The sequence below is a fragment of the Idiomarina sp. D18 genome (assembly GCF_057748155.1).
Window position 1 is genome coordinate 2,361,202 of the sequence record NZ_CM173240.1, and the last position, 18,656, is coordinate 2,379,857.

General features: G+C 48.8%; 17 protein-coding genes and 1 tRNA gene. 9 read left to right on the forward strand and 9 right to left on the reverse strand.

Going from position 1 to position 18,656, the window contains the following annotated elements; genetic code table 11:
• Window positions 1–134: 134 nt before the first annotated feature.
• Window positions 135–211, reverse strand: a tRNA-Arg gene (locus tag AC3AP5_RS11375).
• Between the two features lie 216 nt (window positions 212–427).
• Between AC3AP5_RS11375 and AC3AP5_RS11380 the strand changes: the two genes are divergently transcribed.
• Entirely contained in the window at window positions 428–1,963 is a 1,536-nt protein-coding gene (locus tag AC3AP5_RS11380) for a leucyl aminopeptidase family protein (RefSeq protein WP_487326740.1), read from the forward strand.
• A gap of 58 nt (window positions 1,964–2,021) precedes the next feature.
• On the opposite strand, the gene AC3AP5_RS11385 is transcribed toward AC3AP5_RS11380, so the two are convergent.
• Window positions 2,022–3,611, reverse strand: a complete 1,590-nt coding sequence (locus AC3AP5_RS11385; protein ID WP_487326741.1) for a serine hydrolase — start codon at window positions 3,609–3,611, stop codon at window positions 2,022–2,024.
• A gap of 214 nt (window positions 3,612–3,825) precedes the next feature.
• On the opposite strand from AC3AP5_RS11385, the gene AC3AP5_RS11390 reads away from it, so the two are divergent.
• The gene (locus AC3AP5_RS11390) at window positions 3,826–5,928 is read left to right on the forward strand and encodes a TonB-dependent receptor (protein ID WP_272978737.1); all 2,103 of its coding nucleotides are present in this window, start codon (window positions 3,826–3,828) and stop codon (window positions 5,926–5,928) included.
• A 7-nt stretch (window positions 5,929–5,935) separates the two neighbouring features.
• Window positions 5,936–6,970, forward strand: coding sequence for a PepSY-associated TM helix domain-containing protein (locus AC3AP5_RS11395; RefSeq protein WP_287830370.1), 1,035 nt, complete (start codon window positions 5,936–5,938; stop codon window positions 6,968–6,970).
• On the opposite strand, the gene alr is transcribed toward AC3AP5_RS11395, so the two are convergent.
• Window positions 6,967–8,121 (reverse strand): alanine racemase, encoded by a 1,155-nt coding sequence (gene alr, locus AC3AP5_RS11400; protein WP_487326742.1) that lies wholly within the window; start codon window positions 8,119–8,121, stop codon window positions 6,967–6,969. The two genes, AC3AP5_RS11395 and alr, sit on opposite strands and share 4 nt — an antisense overlap.
• A gap of 105 nt (window positions 8,122–8,226) precedes the next feature.
• On the opposite strand from alr, the gene AC3AP5_RS11405 reads away from it, so the two are divergent.
• Genes AC3AP5_RS11405 through AC3AP5_RS11415 form a run of 3 tightly spaced genes read left to right on the forward strand, consistent with a single transcriptional unit; the run spans window position 8,227 to window position 11,751 of the window.
• Entirely contained in the window at window positions 8,227–10,266 is a 2,040-nt protein-coding gene (locus AC3AP5_RS11405; protein ID WP_487326743.1) for a S9 family peptidase, read from the forward strand.
• Window positions 10,267–10,273: 7 nt separating this feature from the next.
• Entirely contained in the window at window positions 10,274–11,092 is an 819-nt protein-coding gene (locus tag AC3AP5_RS11410; protein ID WP_272978744.1) for a prephenate dehydratase, read from the forward strand.
• Window positions 11,093–11,100: 8 nt separating this feature from the next.
• Window positions 11,101–11,751, forward strand: coding sequence for an alpha/beta hydrolase (locus AC3AP5_RS11415; protein WP_006954091.1), 651 nt, complete (start codon window positions 11,101–11,103; stop codon window positions 11,749–11,751).
• Here the strand turns inward: AC3AP5_RS11415 and AC3AP5_RS11420 are convergent.
• Together AC3AP5_RS11420 and purE are read right to left on the reverse strand one after the other, a co-directional pair.
• Window positions 11,748–12,839 (reverse strand): ATP-grasp domain-containing protein, encoded by a 1,092-nt coding sequence (locus AC3AP5_RS11420; protein ID WP_272978746.1) that lies wholly within the window; start codon window positions 12,837–12,839, stop codon window positions 11,748–11,750. The two genes, AC3AP5_RS11415 and AC3AP5_RS11420, sit on opposite strands and share 4 nt — an antisense overlap.
• Window positions 12,836–13,327, reverse strand: coding sequence for a 5-(carboxyamino)imidazole ribonucleotide mutase (gene purE, locus AC3AP5_RS11425; RefSeq protein WP_006954093.1), 492 nt, complete (start codon window positions 13,325–13,327; stop codon window positions 12,836–12,838). The genes AC3AP5_RS11420 and purE overlap by 4 nt, the downstream gene beginning before the upstream one ends.
• Before the next feature lie 182 nt (window positions 13,328–13,509).
• On the opposite strand from purE, the gene AC3AP5_RS11430 reads away from it, so the two are divergent.
• From AC3AP5_RS11430 to AC3AP5_RS11440, 3 genes are all read left to right on the forward strand, one after another.
• The gene (locus tag AC3AP5_RS11430; RefSeq protein WP_272978749.1) at window positions 13,510–14,055 is read left to right on the forward strand and encodes a hydrolase; all 546 of its coding nucleotides are present in this window, start codon (window positions 13,510–13,512) and stop codon (window positions 14,053–14,055) included.
• 177 nt (window positions 14,056–14,232) lie between these two features.
• Window positions 14,233–14,439 (forward strand): cold-shock protein, encoded by a 207-nt coding sequence (locus AC3AP5_RS11435; RefSeq protein ID WP_006954095.1) that lies wholly within the window; start codon window positions 14,233–14,235, stop codon window positions 14,437–14,439.
• Between the two features lie 144 nt (window positions 14,440–14,583).
• On the forward strand, window positions 14,584–16,155 hold the full coding sequence (locus AC3AP5_RS11440) for a methyl-accepting chemotaxis protein (RefSeq protein ID WP_487326744.1): 1,572 nt from the start codon (window positions 14,584–14,586) through the stop codon (window positions 16,153–16,155).
• On the opposite strand, the gene cysE is transcribed toward AC3AP5_RS11440, so the two are convergent.
• The 4 genes from cysE to AC3AP5_RS11460 are packed head-to-tail and all read right to left on the reverse strand — an operon-like array spanning window position 16,152 to window position 18,633.
• On the reverse strand, window positions 16,152–16,967 hold the full coding sequence (gene cysE, locus AC3AP5_RS11445) for a serine O-acetyltransferase (protein ID WP_006954097.1): 816 nt from the start codon (window positions 16,965–16,967) through the stop codon (window positions 16,152–16,154). The two genes, AC3AP5_RS11440 and cysE, sit on opposite strands and share 4 nt — an antisense overlap.
• A 12-nt stretch (window positions 16,968–16,979) precedes the next feature.
• A complete protein-coding gene (locus AC3AP5_RS11450) occupies window positions 16,980–17,435 on the reverse strand; it encodes a DUF2489 domain-containing protein (protein WP_006954098.1) in 456 nt (151 codons plus the stop codon).
• On the reverse strand, window positions 17,435–17,890 hold the full coding sequence (yihI, locus tag AC3AP5_RS11455; RefSeq protein WP_487326745.1) for a Der GTPase-activating protein YihI: 456 nt from the start codon (window positions 17,888–17,890) through the stop codon (window positions 17,435–17,437). Before yihI ends, AC3AP5_RS11450 begins: the two co-directional genes overlap by 1 nt.
• Before the next feature lie 56 nt (window positions 17,891–17,946).
• Entirely contained in the window at window positions 17,947–18,633 is a 687-nt protein-coding gene (locus tag AC3AP5_RS11460) for a class I SAM-dependent methyltransferase (protein ID WP_487326746.1), read from the reverse strand.
• Between the last annotated feature and the right edge of the window lie 23 nt (window positions 18,634–18,656).

Here is an 18,656-nt window from a genome sequence, read left to right on the forward strand (position 1 = left end):
AGGGATAATGTGCTGAAAGCCTTTAATGGCGCGCCCGGCAGGATTCGAACCTGTGACCTCAGCAATTAAAAGAAAGCAATCTGGTCAAAGGAGCGATGGGAACATATTGTCGCGCAAAATGCGCGACCTACGAATGGCGCACCCTATAGGAGTCGAACCTATGACCTTTGCCTCCGGAGGGCAACGCTCTATCCAGCTGAGCTAAGGGTGCGCATGCGATAGAAAAGCGAGGGCATTATATGGATTTGGCCGCACGCTGTCCAGCGTTGACCTTCGGTTCAATTTCTCAAGTTTTTATTTATAGTTATTTTAGAACCTCTTAAAAACGTCGCTTTTTTTAGATAATTGGTCTTATACAGGTTGTTGGTAGTGTTGGTCGAGATATAGTGCAGGTAGAACACTCTGTCTTTTAATAAAAGGAACCACTATGTCTCTACAACGAGCGATATCAACGCTTGCTATCTCAGCGGCGTTGGCTTTGCCGGCGGCGGCAAGCGACTATTTATCCACCAACGTGCGTTTTACAAGTGATAACGCGTCGGCTTCAACGCGGGTTGTTTTTGTGCCTGAAGATCAATCGATTGCTATTGAGGGCTGGACTGCCGAGCAGAATCAGGCGGTTGCGCGCGCAGCTCGCATTGAGGCGTTCACCGGTGCGGCATCCCAGCACGTCACTTTGATTGCACCAGAAGGAACCCAAGCGGACCACCTGATGCTGGCGGGCGTGGGGAATCCTGCTGAATTATCACGGTTTAATGCTGAAAAGTTAGGCGCGGCGATTGCGGCAGCGTTAAAACCGGAACTAACGGATGTTGTTTTTGATACTCGGTTAATTACTAACCCGGGTGTCGCGGCTGAAATCAGTGCACAAGTGGCGCATGGTATCGACTTGCGCAACTATCGTTTTGATCGTTACCAGTCTGAGCCCAAAGCGCGCCCGCAGACCACTTATCACTGGGTGACACAGTCACCGCAGGTGGCTGAACGACACTATGAAGATTATCGTGCTATCGCCGAGGGCGTTTTTGTGGCGCGTGATATTACGGCATTACCAGGCAGCGATGGCTATCCTGAAGCGATCGTTGAGCTTGCTAAGCAAGCCATGAGCGATTTAGATATTGAGCTCACCGTTATTACGCCTGAGCAAGTCAAAGAAATGGGAATGGGTTTGCTCGAGAGTGTGAGTGCGGGCAGCCAACATGGTTCGTACCTATTAGCGGCGCATTACAAAGGCAGTGATGAGGCGCCGATCGCATTGGTGGGCAAAGGTAACACCTTTGATACCGGTGGCTACAACCTTAAAACCAGCTCATCTTCGATTCTTCGCATGCAAACCGACAAAGCCGGCGCAGGTGCTGTCATTGGCGCGGTCATGGCATTTGCCAAGCAGCAAGCGCCTGTTAACGTGGTCGCGATTGCCCCTCTTTCGCACAACCTGATTTCGGGTTCAGCAACATTACCGGGGGATGTGGTTAAAGCCGGTGACGGTACGCTGGTTGAGATCGCCAATACTGATGCGGAAGGTCGTTTAATTTTAGGTGATGCGAACTGGTACGCGAACGATGTGTTCAAACCGCGCGCTATCGCTAATATTGCGACATTAACAGGCTCTAAAGTCGGTGCGCTGGGTACCGGTTATGCGGCGATGTTTGCTTCAGCGGATGATCTTCGTGCCGCTATTATTGAGGCTGGTAAGGTGACTGATGAAAAGGTATGGGAACTCCCATTAGACGGTTATCCCGGTATTATCGACAGCCCGTTAGCCGATATCCGTAATATTGGTTCGCCAGGTACCCAAGCCGGTGCAGCGTTCTTAAAACACTTTGCGGGTGATACGCCGTGGATTCATATTGATATGGCCGCTGATGCAATGGTCAGTAGCCCAACGGGTATTCACCCGGCAGGTCCGACAGGTTTTGGTGTTCGCTTGCTAACAGAGTGGGTACACCAACTGAATAAATAATACACATAAAAAAGCACGGCCTTAGTGCCGTGCTTTTTTTCACCTACTGCCTGTCACACTACTGACGCACCAGCGTCAGGTTATGAAAATCAAAGCTAAAGTCGGTGAATGGCGCAACCGCTTTCATGGTCGCCTGTTTTATTGAGTCATCCTCGTTCAATTCAAAACGCACATAGGCATCCGCTTCAAGCAAGGGTTCATCCCAATGTACGATAAACGTATCACCGTTGTAATGTTCTAAGGTGCCTTTGAGCATCGGGGTATGAGTAAAGTCCAAGCGTAACTCATCGCCTTGCTTACGTACCTCGACATCGCCGTACCACGCATCGGTATAAGTGCCCACGTATGCTTGTTGAGCTAACGTGGCGTCTTCTTCAGTGTCGGGTTTGGGTATTTTAAAGTCCGTTTTGCGTTGCATAAATTGACGATAATTTTCTGACTGCTCTGCAACCCAATCTTGGTCAGGTAGATTAAGTACTTGCTCAAGTGCTTCTTGCGTAATCGCTGTCAGACCGCCAAAGGCTTGTTGGTTGCTCACCACGGTAATACCGAAATTTTCTTCTGGGATGAGTGTGGTTAATGACAACATGCCCAAGATACCGCCACTATGATAAACCTGTTTAACGCCGTGATAGTCTTTTACGAACCAACCTAAGCCATAGCCTTGGAAGAACGTGCCCTGCTCAGCGGCTTTATCCGAAACGCCAATAGGGGTGGTTAATTGCCACATTTGATGCTGTGACTCGGGCGAAAAGACCTGCTCGCCCGATGGGCTTTTGCCATGCTGTAACTGTGTAATTAACCAGTTGCCCATGTCATCAACACTTGCGGCCGTTGCACCCGCGCCGCCAAAGTCTTCAAGAAAATCGAGTGGAAAGCGATGTAATTCGCCGTCCTTCTCGATAGTACCGACCGCGACATTGTCGTTCGATGTTGGGATGTTAGAAAAGCCAACGACGCTCTCGTCCATGTTGAGCGGCTCGAAGAACGTCTGCTCAATGTAGTCGGAGTAAGGTACACCGGTGACCTGATGAATAAGTTCGCCTGCTGTTAAAAACATTAAGTTATTGTAGGCAAATTGCGTTCTAAACCCGTGATCCATCGGCACGTTAGCGAGGCCTGCTATAATCTCATCGACCGATTTATCGGTATTAGGCCAGATCATTAAGTCGCCGGCGCCTAAACCCAAGCCAGAACGGTGGCTTAGTAAATCACGAATGGTCAGGCGATGGGTCAGCTCCGGATCGGATAACTTAAAGTCCGGCAGATAATCAGTGACTTTGTCATCCCAATGCAGTTTACCTTGGTCGACAAGGTGAGCAATCGCGGCAGCCGTAAACGCCTTAGTATGCGAGGCGATACCAAACAAGGTATTTTTGGTGACCGGTTCTTGGCTTTCGATATCGCGAACGCCGAAGCCTTCGGCTAAAATCACTTTGCCATCTTTTACTGCGACAACGGCAAGCCCAGGAATATTAAACGCCTTAAGCGTTTGCTGCGCCGTAGTGCGGATCTTTTCATCCAGTGCAACAGTCTGCTGTTGGCTTTGGCTTGTCGCTTCTTTTTTTGTCGTTGTTTGTGGTTCTGAGCAACCTGCAAGCAGCGCCACACTAATGACGGCACTTAACAAACTGATGCGTGTTTTCATATCTCGTTTCTCTCTCGGCTCGACGGAAATGTAAAGGACCCTATTAATTACCATAATGCCGAGAAAACTTCTATTTCAGCCCTGTATGCCTGCCGTACAACAAATTGAACGATAGCCGAAACGTTTTTCTTAAAAGAAAATTAAAATAAGTAGTTGACTATGTAATGAGAACAATTATCATCTGCGCCACTTATAGAAAATGATAAGGATTCTCATGTCCAAGAAGCTGCTTTCTCTTTTAATTGCATCCATTGTATCGGGTCAGGCGTTGGCCCAAGACGAAGTTAACCGTACAGGTGTCGATGAGACCATCGAAATTACTGCAACACGGACTAAAATCCCTCAAAGCGCGATTCCAGCTACGGTGACCGTCATTGATGGAGAGCAGTTGCGCCAGCAAATGATGGTTGCAGAGTCGCTTTCTGATGTCCTCGGCAAGTTGATTCCTGCATTTTCTCCCTCGCGTCAAAAGTTAACCTCATCGGGCGAAACATTACGCGGCCGCCAACCACTATACTTAATTGATGGCGTGCCTCAGTCCAACCCATTACGGGATGGTTCGCGCGCGGCGTACACCATTGATCCGTTCATGATTGAGCGTGTAGAAGTCATCCATGGCGCCAGCGCTATTCAAGGTTTAGGCGCGAGCGGCGGTATTATTAATATCGTCACTAAACAAGCGCAAGAAGGCACCACGCAAGAAGTAAACGCCGGTTTCACAGCACCCGATAGCGAAATCTCAGAAGGGCTCAGCTACGAAGCGGGCTATTTAGTACGTCACGCCGAGGGCGATTGGAAGTTTGTTGCTGGTGCACAATACCGCGATACCGGTATGTACGTGGATGGTAAGGGTCAGTTAATTGGTGTCGATACCACACAAGGCGACACCATGGACTCGAAGAGCTACGACGTGTTTTTCAAAGGTGAATACCGCATTGATAGCACTCAGTCACTGGCGTTAATGGTCAATCACTTTGATATGGCGGGTAATGGTGATTACTTTGCTACTGTAGGTAACCGCGAACTGGGCGTTCCTGCTCTATCGGTCGAAGGTGAATACCCAGGCGATGCACCAGAAAACGAAGTCACCACCAGTAGTTTGACATATAAAAACACCGATATTTTAGGTGCTGACCTCAACTGGCAGCTGTTCTTGCAAGACTTCTCCGCACTTTATGGTGGCGGCAACTATGCTACCTTCCAAGATCCGCAGTACGGCGATGATATCTTTGACCAGTCTCGAAATGACTCGCGTAAGTATGGTTCTCGCATTACCATGAACTGGGCAAAAGTTGCTGACCTGCCTGTTGATGTAACAGCAGGTGTCGACTTCATGAACGATAAGACGTTCCAAGAGCTCGCACAAACCGGTCGTAAGTGGGTACCGGAGACTGAATTTGAAAACTGGGCGCCATACGCACAGTTGAGCTATCAAGCCAACGGACTCACGCTGAGTGGTGGTTTACGTTACGAATACGGCAAGCTCAAAGCAGATAGCTTCACCACCCTCGCCTCTTACGGCAGTGTGTTCGTTGAAGGTGGCGAGCCAAGCTTCAATGAATTGCTCACCAACTTAGGCGCAGTTTATGCGTTGAACGATAACTGGCGTGTATTCGCGAGTTACTCTGAAGGCTTTAGCATGCCAGACGTAGGGCGTGTGTTGCGCGGTATCTCAACACCTGATTTGAGTGTCAGTAGCTTCTTAGACTTACAGCCAGTACTTGCTGATAACGAGGAAATCGGCGTCGAGTTCAACAACAACGCATGGCGCGCTTCAATCAGCTATTACCGTTCTGAATCGGATTTAGGCGCTCGTTTGCAAGCGGATGCTGATGGCATTTACTCGGTTAAACGTGAACGCACTGAAATCGACGGTATCGAAGCCAGCGCAGAATATGCGTTCTCGAACGATACGGCATTTGGTTTGAACTACGCTGATACTGACGGCGAGTTTGACAGTGATGGCGATAACCAAGTCGATACACAGCTTGGTGGTCGTAATATCGCCCCGAAACGCGCGAACCTGTACTGGTCACAACAATGGACTGGACAAGTTTCGAGCCGGGTACAATGGAACAAGTTCTTTGACCGCGACATCTACTCAGGTGCCGAAGCCGTTAATAACTTTGATGGCTATAACACCGTCGATGCATCGGTCTTGCTTGAAACTCGCGACTATGGTCAATTTGCACTCGGTATCGAGAACTTATTCGATGAGTACTACTTCACCTACTATGCACAAACGGTCGGTGGTGATAACCGTAACTTTACCGGTCGCGGACGTACTATCAGCTTAAACTGGAACTACGCTTGGTAAGTCATACGTGAAGCGCATTAAGCTACCGTCACTGACACAGTGGCATCGCTGGCTTGGCCTTGTGCTGAGTGGCTGGGTTCTGCTCATGGCAGTGACGGGCTCAATGCTGTTATTCAAAAATCAGTGGCTGATGTGGCAATACCCCAGTCTGCGACTCGACAATCCCGTGTCGCAAGCGACATCAGCAACTATTGCCGATCACTATACGGCAGGGTACGCGTATCTTCCTACTGACGACCGTCCCTGGTTTGAGCTGGTTGATGGTGACGGTAACCATCATTATTTTGGCCCTCAAGGTGAGCAACTGCTTACTCGAGCGCCCTACGCTGACACGGTGAGCTGGTTTGTCGAACTGCACCATCATCTTGCGCTTGATGAGTTCGGCAAGGACATCCTCGGAGTATTGTCGCTACTTGCCTTGGTATTGATTACCACCGGGCTAGTACGCTGGTGGCCTAAGCGACAATGGCGCTGGAAAAACCTCGCCGTACGCTTTTATAACCCGTTCTCGGCTAAAGGCATGCAAACCTTATGGCAATTGCACCGCAGCACCGGTGCTATCGTCTTTATCCCGGTGGCATTACTGATGCTTACTGGTAGTGCGATTATGTATGCGAGCACGGTCAAAGGCGGTTTAACCACCCTATTACCGATGACCGATTCACGGATACACCACTCAGTACCCGAACTCTCAGCAACACACTGGAAGGAACGCTTTGAAGTCGCCCGTACCGTCCTACCTAACGCCGATATTCGCCTAATTTATTTAGATTCAGGGCGCATGCGCTTAAAATGGCCTGATGAGTGGCATCCGAATGGTCGTAATTACATTGCGTTTGATGAAACAGGGACACTTTCCAGCATTACGGATGTGCGGACACGCCCCTTAGGTGAGCAAGTGTCCCATATGATCTATCCGCTGCATGTGGCGGCTATCGGTGGCACCGCCATGACCTTGGTTATTTTGGCAGGGGGGATTGCGCTATTACTACTACCTATGACCGGTGTTTGGTTTTACCTAAAACGTCGCAACAAACGTTAGTCTGCATAAACGCGTGGCACGCGACGTGTCACTTGAGCAAATAGCTCGTAAGTGATTGTCCGCGCTTGATCGGCAATCACTTGTATCGGTAGCTGTTCACCCCAGAGCTCAACGTTATCGCCGAGCTCAATACCCTCAATATCGGTCACATCGACAGTAATCATATCCATCGAAATACGACCGACTAAACAGCCTACTTGATCATTAATAATCATCGGTGTGCCATCGGGTAAGCTACGCGGGTAGCCATCGGCGTAACCTATTGCCACCGTCGCGATACGGCTCTCTCGTTGTGCTCGCCAGCGACTCCCATAACCTACGGTTTCACCTGGCTGAATTGTGCGTAACGCGATCACGGGCGCTTCAAGCACCATGGTTGGTTTGAGTAGTTCAGCATCGCTTAATTTAGCCTGAGAAGGGTTTTGCCCATAAAGCGCAATCCCAGCCCGAAACCATTTAGTCAGGCCCATCGCGTCCAGTACATCGTCACCCAACATAAAGGCACTGTTTGCCACGCTAACGCCATCTATTTTATCGCGCACCACATGGAGTACCGCATAAAAGCGTTCTAACTGTATCGCGGTCAGTGGGCTCTCAGGATTATCCGCCTCAGCAAAGTGAGTCATCAGCACAATTTGGTTGATCAGCGCATGCGCACGAAGCTGCCCTACCGCCCCTTCGACGTCATCGGCAAAAAAGCCTAATCGGTGCATACCTGAGTCTTGCTTCAGCCAAACGTTAACCCGATTGGCTTCCGAAGTGATTTCGCTCAGAAACTCAATTTGCTGCGCGTTATGTATTACGGGTTCAAACTGCTGCTCAGCGCATAGCAACCAGTCTTCTGTGCTGTATACCCCCTGCAAAATGACGATGGGTTTGTCGATACCTGAGTCGCGTAACGCGATCGCTTCATCAATAAATGCAACGGCGTATTTCTCTACATAATCCGCGATTGCATGCGCCACTTCTGTCGCGCCATGACCATATCCGTCCGCTTTTATAACGCCTAGCATCGGCTGCTGGTCGATATACGACTTTAATTGTTTGGCATTGTCCCGTAAATTTGTCAGTAAGATACGAGCGCGGGTTTGTCGATGCGGCTGAGACATGCAGGCGATCCAAAGCTCAAATAGGTAAATGATAGCGAACATTTAATCATGTTCGTGGCTTGGCTTCGAGCGTTTTAGCGCGGTTTCAATGATGATTTTTCGAAGCGTTTACAGAACACCCGTTAGAATAAAAATTAAGGACGCATTATGTGGTTAAAAACATCCGCCCTGGTTATTGGGCTTGCAACATTGTCACCGTCTATTAACGCGCAAACCAATGACTATTTTGCTATCGACGATATCTTTCAGCTTGAGTATGCCAACGATGTAAGCATCTCGCCTGATGGGCGCTATATCGCGTACATTCGTAATCGCTTTAACGATATGAAGGACAACACCGAGCGCTCGGTCTGGATCCTTGATACGGCATCAAATCAACATTATCCGCTCTTTGATAAGGGCGACGCCTACGGCAACTTAACTTGGTCACCTGACAGTCAACAGCTGGCATTAACATCTAATCGCAAGGACAGTTATCAGGTTCATGTGTATTGGCTCAACCAAGATAAGCACGCAGAGATTACCCATGTGCATGAATCGCCAAGTCAATTGGCCTGGTCACCTGATGGTGAGTCGATCGCGTTCTTAATGGATGTGCCGGCAGAAAAAACGGCCTTTGAAAAGAAAGTAAAACGTCCCACTAAACCGGAGGGCGCCGACTGGGGTGGGCAACCGGTTGTTGTGCAAGAAGCTTACTATCAAAGCGATGGTCAAGGTGTGCTAAAACCCGCACATGCACAAATTTTTACTGTTCCAGCGACCGGTGGCAGTGTACAGCAATTAACCACGGGGGCGTTCCGCCATTCTGGGCCGCTGACTTGGAGCCACGATGGCGAGTCGATCGTGTTTTCCGCTAACCGCGACAAAGACTGGGCCTATGAGGTGAATGACAGTGACCTTTATGCCGTTAATGTGAAGACTCAGCAGCTCACGCGCATCACTCAGACGGCGGGTCAGGAATACGCACCACAGTTTTCACCCGATGGTGAGCGTTTGGTTTATTTACACAGTAGTGATGAGCCGGTTCCTTATCACAAAGGTGAACTGTGGGTCATGGACTGGTCCTCGAAACAAAAGCGCGAGCTGCAAAGTGAATTGGATCGCTCGTTTGCCAACCCACAGTGGAATGGCGCAGACACGATTGCGGTGCAATTTGCAGACCGCGGTAAAACCGTGATCGCCAACGTCAGTCTTGACGATGAATTAACCCGCCGCGCTGATGATGTGTCAGGTACCTATGTCAGTCGTCCATATACGATGGGCAGTTTCAGTGCCTCGAATAATGGCGCTATCGCTTATACGCAAGGTACTCCTTACCGTCCCGCTGATGTAGGTTATCAAGCGTCTGGGGATGAAACACAAACGTTGACTCAGCTTAACGAAGACTTGTTGGGCAACAAAAAGCTCGGCAAGGTACACGAAATCACATACAACTCAAGCTACGATGATCAACCGATTCAGGGTTGGTATATCACACCCCCCGACTTTGACGAGGATAAAGAGTATCCGCTGATCGTTGAAATTCATGGTGGTCCGCATCTGTCTTACGGTCCTCATTTTGCGGCCGAGCACCAGCGCTACGCGGCTGAAGGTTACGTCGTTCTGTATGTAAACTATCGTGGTAGTACCTCATACGGTAAAGACTTTGCGATGCTACTCGATGGCAACTACGCCTCAGAGTATGACTTTGCCGATCACATGAGCGGTGTTGATGCGATGATTGATAAGGGCTTTGTTGATGCCGATAACTTGTTTATAGCCGGTGGCTCGGCGGGCGGTATTGCCACAGCTTATGCGGTAGGCTTAACTGACCGATTTAATGCAGCAGCGGCCACCAACCCTGTGATTAACTGGGTCAGTAAAGTACTCACGGCAGATAGTTCCATTGGGCAAATTACCAATCAGTTTCCGGCGATGCCATGGGAGGATTTAGACCATTATTGGAAACGTTCGCCATTGTCACTCGTAGGTAATGTCTCGACGCCTGTGTTGCTATTTACTGGAGAAAATGACCGCCGCACGCCCATTTCGGAAACCGAGCAGTTCTATCAAGCGCTGAAATTGCGCCACATCGATACCGCCATGGTACGTGTGCCCGGCGCATCTCACGGTGTAACCCACCGTCCTTCACATATGATTGCCAAGATCGAACACGCGTTAGCCTGGTTCGAACACTATAAGAAGTAAAGGTTTTATGATTGAACAGTTAGTGACACTCGGTCCTGCCGGCACGTTCTCGGAGCGTGCCGCGCAGCACTTTCAGCAGCAGTTAGGCGATTCAGTGCCCATCGTGTTTAAAAGCACGTTGGCAGATGTCCTGCACAGTGTAAATGACACGCAACTTGCGGTCGTTCCTATCGAAAATCTGATTGATGGTTTCGTTTCGCCCGTTGTCGACTATTTCGCGCACCATCCATTGTATATTCACGCAGAATACCGACTACCGATTCAGTATCATTTGCTCGCCAATAGCGAGAAACCCGAACAGGTGTGGGCGCAGTTTGTCGCGGCTGGCCAATGTCATCACGCGTTAAATACCCTGTCATTACCGATTGTGCATACCGCAAGCAACACCGCTTCGTTAAATGAGTTAATCGCCGCCGATAAGCCATCGGCCGCCATCGTCCCGAGCCATATACCCTGCCCAGAACAGTTGCATTGCATTCAGCGTACTATCGCCGATAGCCACAAAAACCAAACGCGCTTTGTGTTACTATCCGCGCACGCGGAGCCCTTGCTGGCACTGCAAGATAGACGTTGGAAAAGTAGCGTGATGCTGATCGACGATAATGACCACCCGGGCTTACTCGTCGATAGTTTGAAAGCATTTGCCGAGCAAGGCATTAACTTAACATCGATTGTTTCACGTCCTACCGGGGATGATTTTGGCCAGTATCACTTTTTCATTGATTTTGATGGTCATGAACAGGACCCTTCGGTACAAAAGGCGCTCAAAAAGCTCGCTGAGTTGAATCAAATTCGCTGGTTGGGTTCGTATCCAGCCTTTAATTAGGAGATTTTATGCAGTTAGAAGTAATCAAACACGATCCAAGCGAACCCGCCGATGCGGTCATTATCTGGTTGCACGGACTGGGCGCCTCGGGAAACGACTTCGTCCCCATGGTTGAACACTTAAATTTGGCCCCGGCCCGCGTACGTTTCTTATTCCCTCACGCGCCACGTCTTCCGGTCACCATTAATCAAGGTATGGTGATGCCCGCTTGGTATGACATCACAGCGATGACCATTGATCGTGAGATTGATGCGACCCAATTACGCGCTTCTGCTGCCGCGATTCATCAAATGATCGATGAGCAAATAGAGCAAGGCATTGATAGCAAACGCATTATTATTGCTGGCTTTTCACAAGGCGGTGCGGTCGGCTATGAGGCCGCGTTAACCTACCCCAAACCCTTGGGTGGTTTGATGGCACACTCGACTTATTTCGCAACGCAAGGTGACATAAAACCTGCCGAGGCTAATCGTTCACTGCCGATTTTAGTACAACACGGTACGCAAGACCCCGTTGTTCCTGAAACGCTCGGTCAACGGGCTGTGGCGCATTTAAAAGAGATGGGTTACGAAGTGACTTATCAAACCTACCCCATGCCGCATTCACTGTGCATGGAGCAGGTTGAGGATATGCAGAAGTGGTTAATCGAGCGCCTTTAAGCGTCTTTTAGCACTTGTAGCTCGTCGCACCATTGGTCGGCGAGCTTATGAGCGCGTTCAGCACTGTCGACCATGAGGTTGACGTGGCCCACTTTACGACCGGGGCGCGCGTCTTTGCCGTACCAATGACAATCAGCGGCACCGGCTTCCCATAACACTTCCGGAAAACCGTCAATGCCAATGGCATTTAGCATCAATGTGGGAGCAACCAGTAAATCAGGCGTGGGTAACCCTGTAATTGCGCGCATGTGCAGGTTAAACTGGTCACAATTTGAACCACTCATCGTCCAATGACCCGAGTTATGAACACGCGGCGCAATTTCGTTGACCAATAATTGCTGGTCGTCACCCTCGCCCACCACAAAAAACTCGATAGCCAACACGCCAATATAATCGAGTTCATCGGTCAGTTTTTGGTGATACGCTTGTGCTTGACGCTCCAGTGCTTCGGAAAAACTCTGTGCACCGGCAATGCTATAAGCCAGAATGCCTTTGCGATGGACATTCAACGTCAATGGATATCCGCGCTGTTCACCATGATGATCGCGTGCTGCGACAACTGAGACTTCATCGCTAAAGTCGATCATATCCTCGACGATACCCGGACGTTGTCCCGCCTCGGCGATGATGTCATCTTTAGCCTGACCGGGCTTCCAGCGCCACTGACCTTTACCATCATAGCCGCCCTTGGCTGATTTAATGACAACAGCACGGTCACAGTCAGCCAAAATGCTCTCGAGCTCAGCAGCGTCATTAAAAGGTTGCCATTCAGATGTTGGAATCTCTAGCGTGTCACACAGGGCTTTTTGCGTGCGACGGTCGGTTAATTGACGGAACAAACTGGCTTTTAATAACCACTTATCTGCGGTCGCATCAATCAGTTCATCGGCAAGGTGTTCATGTTCCCAAGTGACAACGTCAGCCCACTCTTTTGCTTCTTCCAAGGTTAAAGCCAGTGCTTGCTGGCTACCCAGTGCCTTCACTTGATGGTCGCGGTCGCTGTACAAAATACATTCATGACCTTGCTGGATAGCCGCTTTACCCAGCATCTGCCCCAACTGTCCGTTACCTAAAATCAGTACTTTCATTCTGGTAACTCCAAGTCTGCATTCGCCATTACTTTATCGCGCTGTTGGTTGCGAAACTCGGTCACACGCTGACGCACGGTCGCGTCGAATGAGCCGACAATTTGTGCTGCGAGTAAGCCGGCATTAGCCGCACCTGCGTCACCGATCGCCAAAGTACCTACCGCTACGCCTTTGGGCATTTGCACAATAGAAAGCAAACTATCAAGTCCTTTAAGCTGTTTGCTCGATACCGGTACACCCAGCACAGGAATCGACGTGTGTGCGGCAAGCATGCCGGGTAGGTGAGCGGCACCACCCGCACCTGCGATGACTACCTTTACGTCATCCTTTTCTGCTTGCTCCATAGACGATTTGAGCAAATCAGGCGTACGGTGTGCTGAAACCACTTTTGCTTCCCAGCTTACGCCCAAGTCTTTGAGCATATAGGCAGCTTTCTGCATGGTTGGCCAGTCAGATTGCGAACCCATTAAGATCAGTACGGTAGCCATGTATCACCTTTTTGAAAGAGAGGGGGCTGAAAAGGCCGAAATTGTAGCGATCAGGGGACAAAACTGCAAATATTCTGCGGTTTTTTTGACCGTTAGCGAACCCCGTTGCGACCAAAGCACTATGTACATCACACACCTTTTCGGTAGTATGAGTTCAAACATTGAGAATTAAGGTCAGTCGTATGCTGTTAAAACGTGATGATTCAATTATTTTGGTTGTCGATGCTCAGGAGCGCATTACACCAGCGATTCACCAACGCGATATTGTGACTTCTAGAATGCGTTGGCTGGGCGAGATCGGTTTGCAACTTGACGTTCCCGTACTAATTACCGAGCAATATCCTAAGGGATTAGGCTATACGGTCTCTGCATTGGCAGAAATTATCGAAGTCGCACGTGTTGTCGAGAAGACACATTTTAGCGCCTGGCGTGAATCAACGTTTCAAGATGTGGTTAAAGAATACGACAAAAAGCAAATTGTAATCATGGGTATGGAAACCCATGTGTGTGTCATGCAAACGGCGCTGGACCTTGTGGCACAAGGCTATCAAGTATTCTTGCCCACAGATACAGTCGGTTCTCGTCGACCTAATGATAAAGACACGGCCGTTGCACGTATGCGAGAGGCCGGTGTGCAAATCGTGACTTCAGAAATGGTTGCCTTTGAGTGGTTAGAAAAGTCAGGGACCGACACGTTCCGACACATCAGCAAAAACTGGCTAAAATAAGCCCGAGTTTAATTGACAGACCTAAACAAGGGTATATACTGATGATCGCTGATGAAATTCGGCTATTGTTTTGAGATTTGTGTACGAAGTCCTTCTTTGCTGTACCTCGTTTTGTAAGTCCAAGTAATACCAATTTCTGAGCATTTTTAATTCACATGCATTACGAGGAATATCAGCATGTCTACTACTACTGGTAAAGTTAAGTTTTTCAACGAAGCTAAAGGCTTTGGTTTCATCGAACAAGAAAACGGCGCAGACGTTTTCGTTCACTTCAGTGCAATCCAAGCTGACGGTTTCAAAACTTTAGCTGAAGGCCAACAAGTTTCTTTCACTGTTGCTCAAGGTCCTAAAGGTCCTCAAGCAGAAAACGTAGTTCCTATGTAATCTACGTTTAAAAAGAATTCTAAACGCCGCTTTTTAGCGGCGTTTTTTATTGCCAGCCCCAAAACCTTCCACACTTCCTAAAGATTTTTTTTATTTTTCCGATAATCGTATATCCTTGATGTATATCAAGTTAAAAGGGATATTATGAAAGATAACGGACCCATCACTCAAAAAGAACGACATATTCCGGATGAGTATCGCCTCATCTCATCGACCGATCGCAAGGGTGTCATTACCCATTGCAATGACGATTTTGTAGAAGTCAGCGGCTATACCCGAGCAGAATTAATTGGTTCGCCGCATAACATTTTACGTCATCCCGATATGCCCGCTATTGTCTTTGAAAATATGTGGAGGACCATTAAGAAAGGTCAACCATGGATGGGACTGGTTAAGAATCGATGTAAAAATGGCGACCACTATTGGGTAAGCGCGTATGTAACACCCATTATTCATGACGGAAAACCCGCTGGCTTTGAGTCGGTGCGGGTAAAAACCTCCGATGAGCGTAAAATACGCGCAATGACTATTTACCAACGCATAAATCAAGGCAAACGCCCTGTGCCTGTAGCGACAAGCACGTATTACGCACTGCGCGACTTGCTACCGGTGATCGTACCGGGTATTGCTGCAACTATCGCGGCTTCGCTGTTTGGATCTTGGCAAGCCGGTGCAACAACTTTTGCTGCAATGGCAGTAAGTGGGTTGTGGTATGCGCGCTACGTGTCTTCTATCATGCAACGTATGTTGGATATCCGACCTGAGGCGTTTCATGATGAGCTAGTCGGTAGCACTTACTTTAACGCTCAAGGTCGAGAAGCTCAGTTATCACTGATGTTACTCAGTGAAGGCGCGCGCAACCGAACAGCATTAGCACGAATAAAAGATGCTGTTGGGCGTTTACTCCGGGTTGCTGATGATACAAGTCAACAAGCCAAAACGTCGAACGAGCACGTGCAACGTCAAACTCAAGCCACCGACCAAACAGCGGCTGCGATGAACGAGATGTCGACGACCATTCAACAGGTGGCGGCAACCGTTGAGCAAAACGCAGAACAAGCGGATAGCGCGAAACAGAATACCGATGAAAGTGTAAACCTTGCGCGTCAAGCGAGTGCGGTCATTGTCGAACTGCATGAAGCGGTTAAGCAGATAGCACAAACCGTGGAAGCGCTTGATGCCTCGACCGCTGAAATTGGCGAAGCCGCCGATCTGATTTCATCGATTGCCGAACAAACCAATCTGTTGGCATTGAATGCGGCGATTGAAGCTGCGCGTGCGGGCGAACATGGGCGAGGCTTCTCCGTGGTCGCGGACGAAGTTCGTAACCTCGCTCGCCGAACCTCAGAGTCGACCGATAGTATTCACAACGTTATCAACCAATTACGCGGCCGCGCAAAAGAGGCGGTCACGGTATCCCAGCAGGGTGAACAATCGGCGGCAGAAGGTGTCGATAAAGTGAAGCGCGCAGATAACGCGTTGTCGCAGATATCATCCTCTATTGAGCAAATTGCAGATATGTCTACGCAAATGGCCTCAGCCGTGGAACAACAATCAGGCGTTGCAGAACACATCAACCAACAGCTCTCAGAAATTGCCGAAATTGCTCGTCAAACCGAGCAAACATCAGAAAGTACTCAAAAATCCAGTGATGACTTGAAGCGCACATCGTATGAATTATACGAGCTTATTGAGCGCTTCAATCTGAAAAATTAGTCTGCTTCGTGCTTACTTTCGTGCTGCGCTTCGCGCTGTTGTGCAGCACGTTGTTTTTCTTCCAGAAACGCCACGTCATCCATCTCGACTTCAGGCAATTCACCACAGACGTCACCGCCTAACCGGTTGACTGCTTGACACAAATCCGAGACCTTTTGATCCAATACGTGTACATGATCGAGCATTCGACCAATGGCTGTTGCCACTGGATCGGGGTTATCAGCTGCGATAGCGTAAGCATCAAAGCCATAAGCTTTTGCCATCTTCGCTCTTCGCTCGTTTGTTTCTTTGTCTTGACCTGACTTAGCAACGCGCGCAGGAATACCAACCATCGTGGCACCTTCAGGTACATCACGGACCACTACAGCATTTGAACCGATTCGAGCTTCAGTTCCAACCGTTAACGGACCTAATACCTTTGCACCCGCCCCGATGACTACGCCATTTTTTAACGTCGGATGCCGTTTACCTTTGTTCCAAGACGTTCCGCCTAGAGTCACGCCATGATACAAAGTCACGTCATCGCCTATCTCCGCCGTTTCACCGATGACTACACCCATACCGTGATCGATAAAGAATCGCCGTCCAATTTTGGCGCCTGGATGAATCTCAACCCCAGTAAACCAGCGCCCAAGATTGGAAATAAAACGAGCCAACCAATAGAGTTTTAACATCCACAAGCGATGGCTGAATCGATGCAGCCAAATCGCATGTAATCCAGGATAATTAAAGAGTATTTCAAAGGCGTTGCGGGCCGCTGGATCGCGACTATAGACGCTTTTTATATCTTCTCGAATGCCTTTAAATAACATCGGCGCTTCCTTTTACCGAGTGGGAAACTCGCGCAACAATTTCTCGACGTCAGCTAAAATAACGTCTTTCAACTCAACCTCATAACCCTCACGCTCTTTATCAAGTTCCTTAATCTTTTGCTTAGGAAACTTTTTACGGTTTTCGTGCGTCGGCATATGTTTGATTCGCTCGTACATATCATGCATTGCAGGATAATCTTTCGAGTAGTCATACTCCGTCGATTCAGGACGATGATCCAGCAGCACAACAATACGCAAACATCCCTCCGACAGTGGACATTGATCTTGCTGCATGCCCTTGGCAATTGTGATAATGCTCTCATCAATACGATCGACACGCTTCTTAACAGCCTGTTGGCGAAGCTGGTTTTGATAGCGTAAACGCTTCAGCAAGGTCACCGCATAGACAGCTAACCCCACGATAACAATGACACCCAGTATGTATAAAATGATCGCTAATGTAGACATCAATACTCCTCGTCATCCCACTCATCGTCATCATCGTCAAGATCGAGACCTAGCTGACTTGCTAGCTTTTCGTAGCGTTCAGACTGCTCATCGAGATAACGTTGATCGTCATTTGATAGCACTTCGCCTTGCTCAAAACGCTCAACCAACTCCTGCAATCGTAAATCACTTTGCAGTTGTTCAAGCTCTTGTTGAGGCGATAGCGCCGTTTCAGCCGTTGCCGAAGCAACAGGCACCAATTCGATCTTACGTTTACTTCCCTTTCGCGGATCCGTTTGCAGTTCATTGTGTTGACCGGGCTGTTGCTCCCGCTTAGGTTCACTATGACGTTTGCCCGCAGGCTGTCCTTTACCCTTTTTCTTACCGCGAGATAGGTTTTCAACTTGGCGCTTTTCTTTGGGCGCTTTCGACGGCGCCAGAGGACCGGTTTTGCGTGTTTTCTTCTTACGAGTCATAGCCGACTCCTTATTTCATAAAGTTGTGCCTATTGTAACGCATAGCACGCTTGTAATCAGCAGGATTTAATGCAACGAAAGAAGGTTACTTCATTTGTGATTCGCTCGACTCGAAATCCGAACTGCTCAGCGATATACCGATATGTCTCGTCATTAAAGAACGACACATGGGTGAGATCATTTTTGTAATGCCAGTTGGGAAACCGTTCCGCGGACACATAGGGCTTTGTCATCGTCGCTAGCGTACCGCCCGATTTAACTAAACGACGTAACTGTGCAAATTCTCGTTGTGGGTAGAAAAAGTGCTCGATAACCTCGGTGCAGGTCACCACATCATAGCTATGACTCAACAGTATTTCATCGGGTGAATAGATAGGATCGTAATGACGTGCATTAAGACCCGACTCTTCCATCATTAGATGTAAAGTTGGGCCTGGACCGGAACCAAAATCAAGTGCTGTTCGGTAGCCGGAATCTCTACACACTTTTTGCAGTGGCTGCCACAGTTGATTTAAAAAAGCCCTATAACGAGGGTCAAGCGGATCGTTCTCATGTGTTTCGTATAACCGCTTTTCTTCTTCTCGATCAACATGAGTTGCTGGATCAGCAAATACGAGTCTACACTGCCTACATTGATGAAAGGCTCGTCTTTTATCGCGTGCATAGAATGAACTAGAAGCGTGACATAGTGGGCATAACAACATAATAGGCTCTTTAGAAAAGAAAAAAGGCGATGTTTCCATCGCCTTTATTTCTCATATTTGGC

What these genes read in the sequence shown, in the direction of transcription:
- AC3AP5_RS11415 (WP_006954091.1), top strand. Translation starts at nt 11,101, where the DNA reads ATGCAGTTAGAAGTAATCAAACACGATCCAAGCGAACCCGCCGATGCG.
- AC3AP5_RS11460 (WP_487326746.1), bottom strand. Translation starts at nt 18,633, where the DNA reads ATGGAAACATCGCCTTTTTTCTTTTCTAAAGAGCCTATTATGTTGTTA.
- AC3AP5_RS11435 (WP_006954095.1), top strand. Translation starts at nt 14,233, where the DNA reads ATGTCTACTACTACTGGTAAAGTTAAGTTTTTCAACGAAGCTAAAGGC.
- cysE (WP_006954097.1), bottom strand. Translation starts at nt 16,967, where the DNA reads ATGTTATTTAAAGGCATTCGAGAAGATATAAAAAGCGTCTATAGTCGC.
- AC3AP5_RS11420 (WP_272978746.1), bottom strand. Translation starts at nt 12,839, where the DNA reads ATGAAAGTACTGATTTTAGGTAACGGACAGTTGGGGCAGATGCTGGGT.
- AC3AP5_RS11450 (WP_006954098.1), bottom strand. Translation starts at nt 17,435, where the DNA reads ATGTCTACATTAGCGATCATTTTATACATACTGGGTGTCATTGTTATC.
- AC3AP5_RS11380 (WP_487326740.1), top strand. Translation starts at nt 428, where the DNA reads ATGTCTCTACAACGAGCGATATCAACGCTTGCTATCTCAGCGGCGTTG.
- purE (WP_006954093.1), bottom strand. Translation starts at nt 13,327, where the DNA reads ATGGCTACCGTACTGATCTTAATGGGTTCGCAATCTGACTGGCCAACC.
- alr (WP_487326742.1), bottom strand. Translation starts at nt 8,121, where the DNA reads ATGTTCGCTATCATTTACCTATTTGAGCTTTGGATCGCCTGCATGTCT.
- AC3AP5_RS11390 (WP_272978737.1), top strand. Translation starts at nt 3,826, where the DNA reads ATGTCCAAGAAGCTGCTTTCTCTTTTAATTGCATCCATTGTATCGGGT.
- yihI (WP_487326745.1), bottom strand. Translation starts at nt 17,890, where the DNA reads ATGACTCGTAAGAAGAAAACACGCAAAACCGGTCCTCTGGCGCCGTCG.
- AC3AP5_RS11385 (WP_487326741.1), bottom strand. Translation starts at nt 3,611, where the DNA reads ATGAAAACACGCATCAGTTTGTTAAGTGCCGTCATTAGTGTGGCGCTG.
- AC3AP5_RS11405 (WP_487326743.1), top strand. Translation starts at nt 8,227, where the DNA reads ATGTGGTTAAAAACATCCGCCCTGGTTATTGGGCTTGCAACATTGTCA.
- AC3AP5_RS11410 (WP_272978744.1), top strand. Translation starts at nt 10,274, where the DNA reads ATGATTGAACAGTTAGTGACACTCGGTCCTGCCGGCACGTTCTCGGAG.
- AC3AP5_RS11430 (WP_272978749.1), top strand. Translation starts at nt 13,510, where the DNA reads ATGCTGTTAAAACGTGATGATTCAATTATTTTGGTTGTCGATGCTCAG.
- AC3AP5_RS11440 (WP_487326744.1), top strand. Translation starts at nt 14,584, where the DNA reads ATGAAAGATAACGGACCCATCACTCAAAAAGAACGACATATTCCGGAT.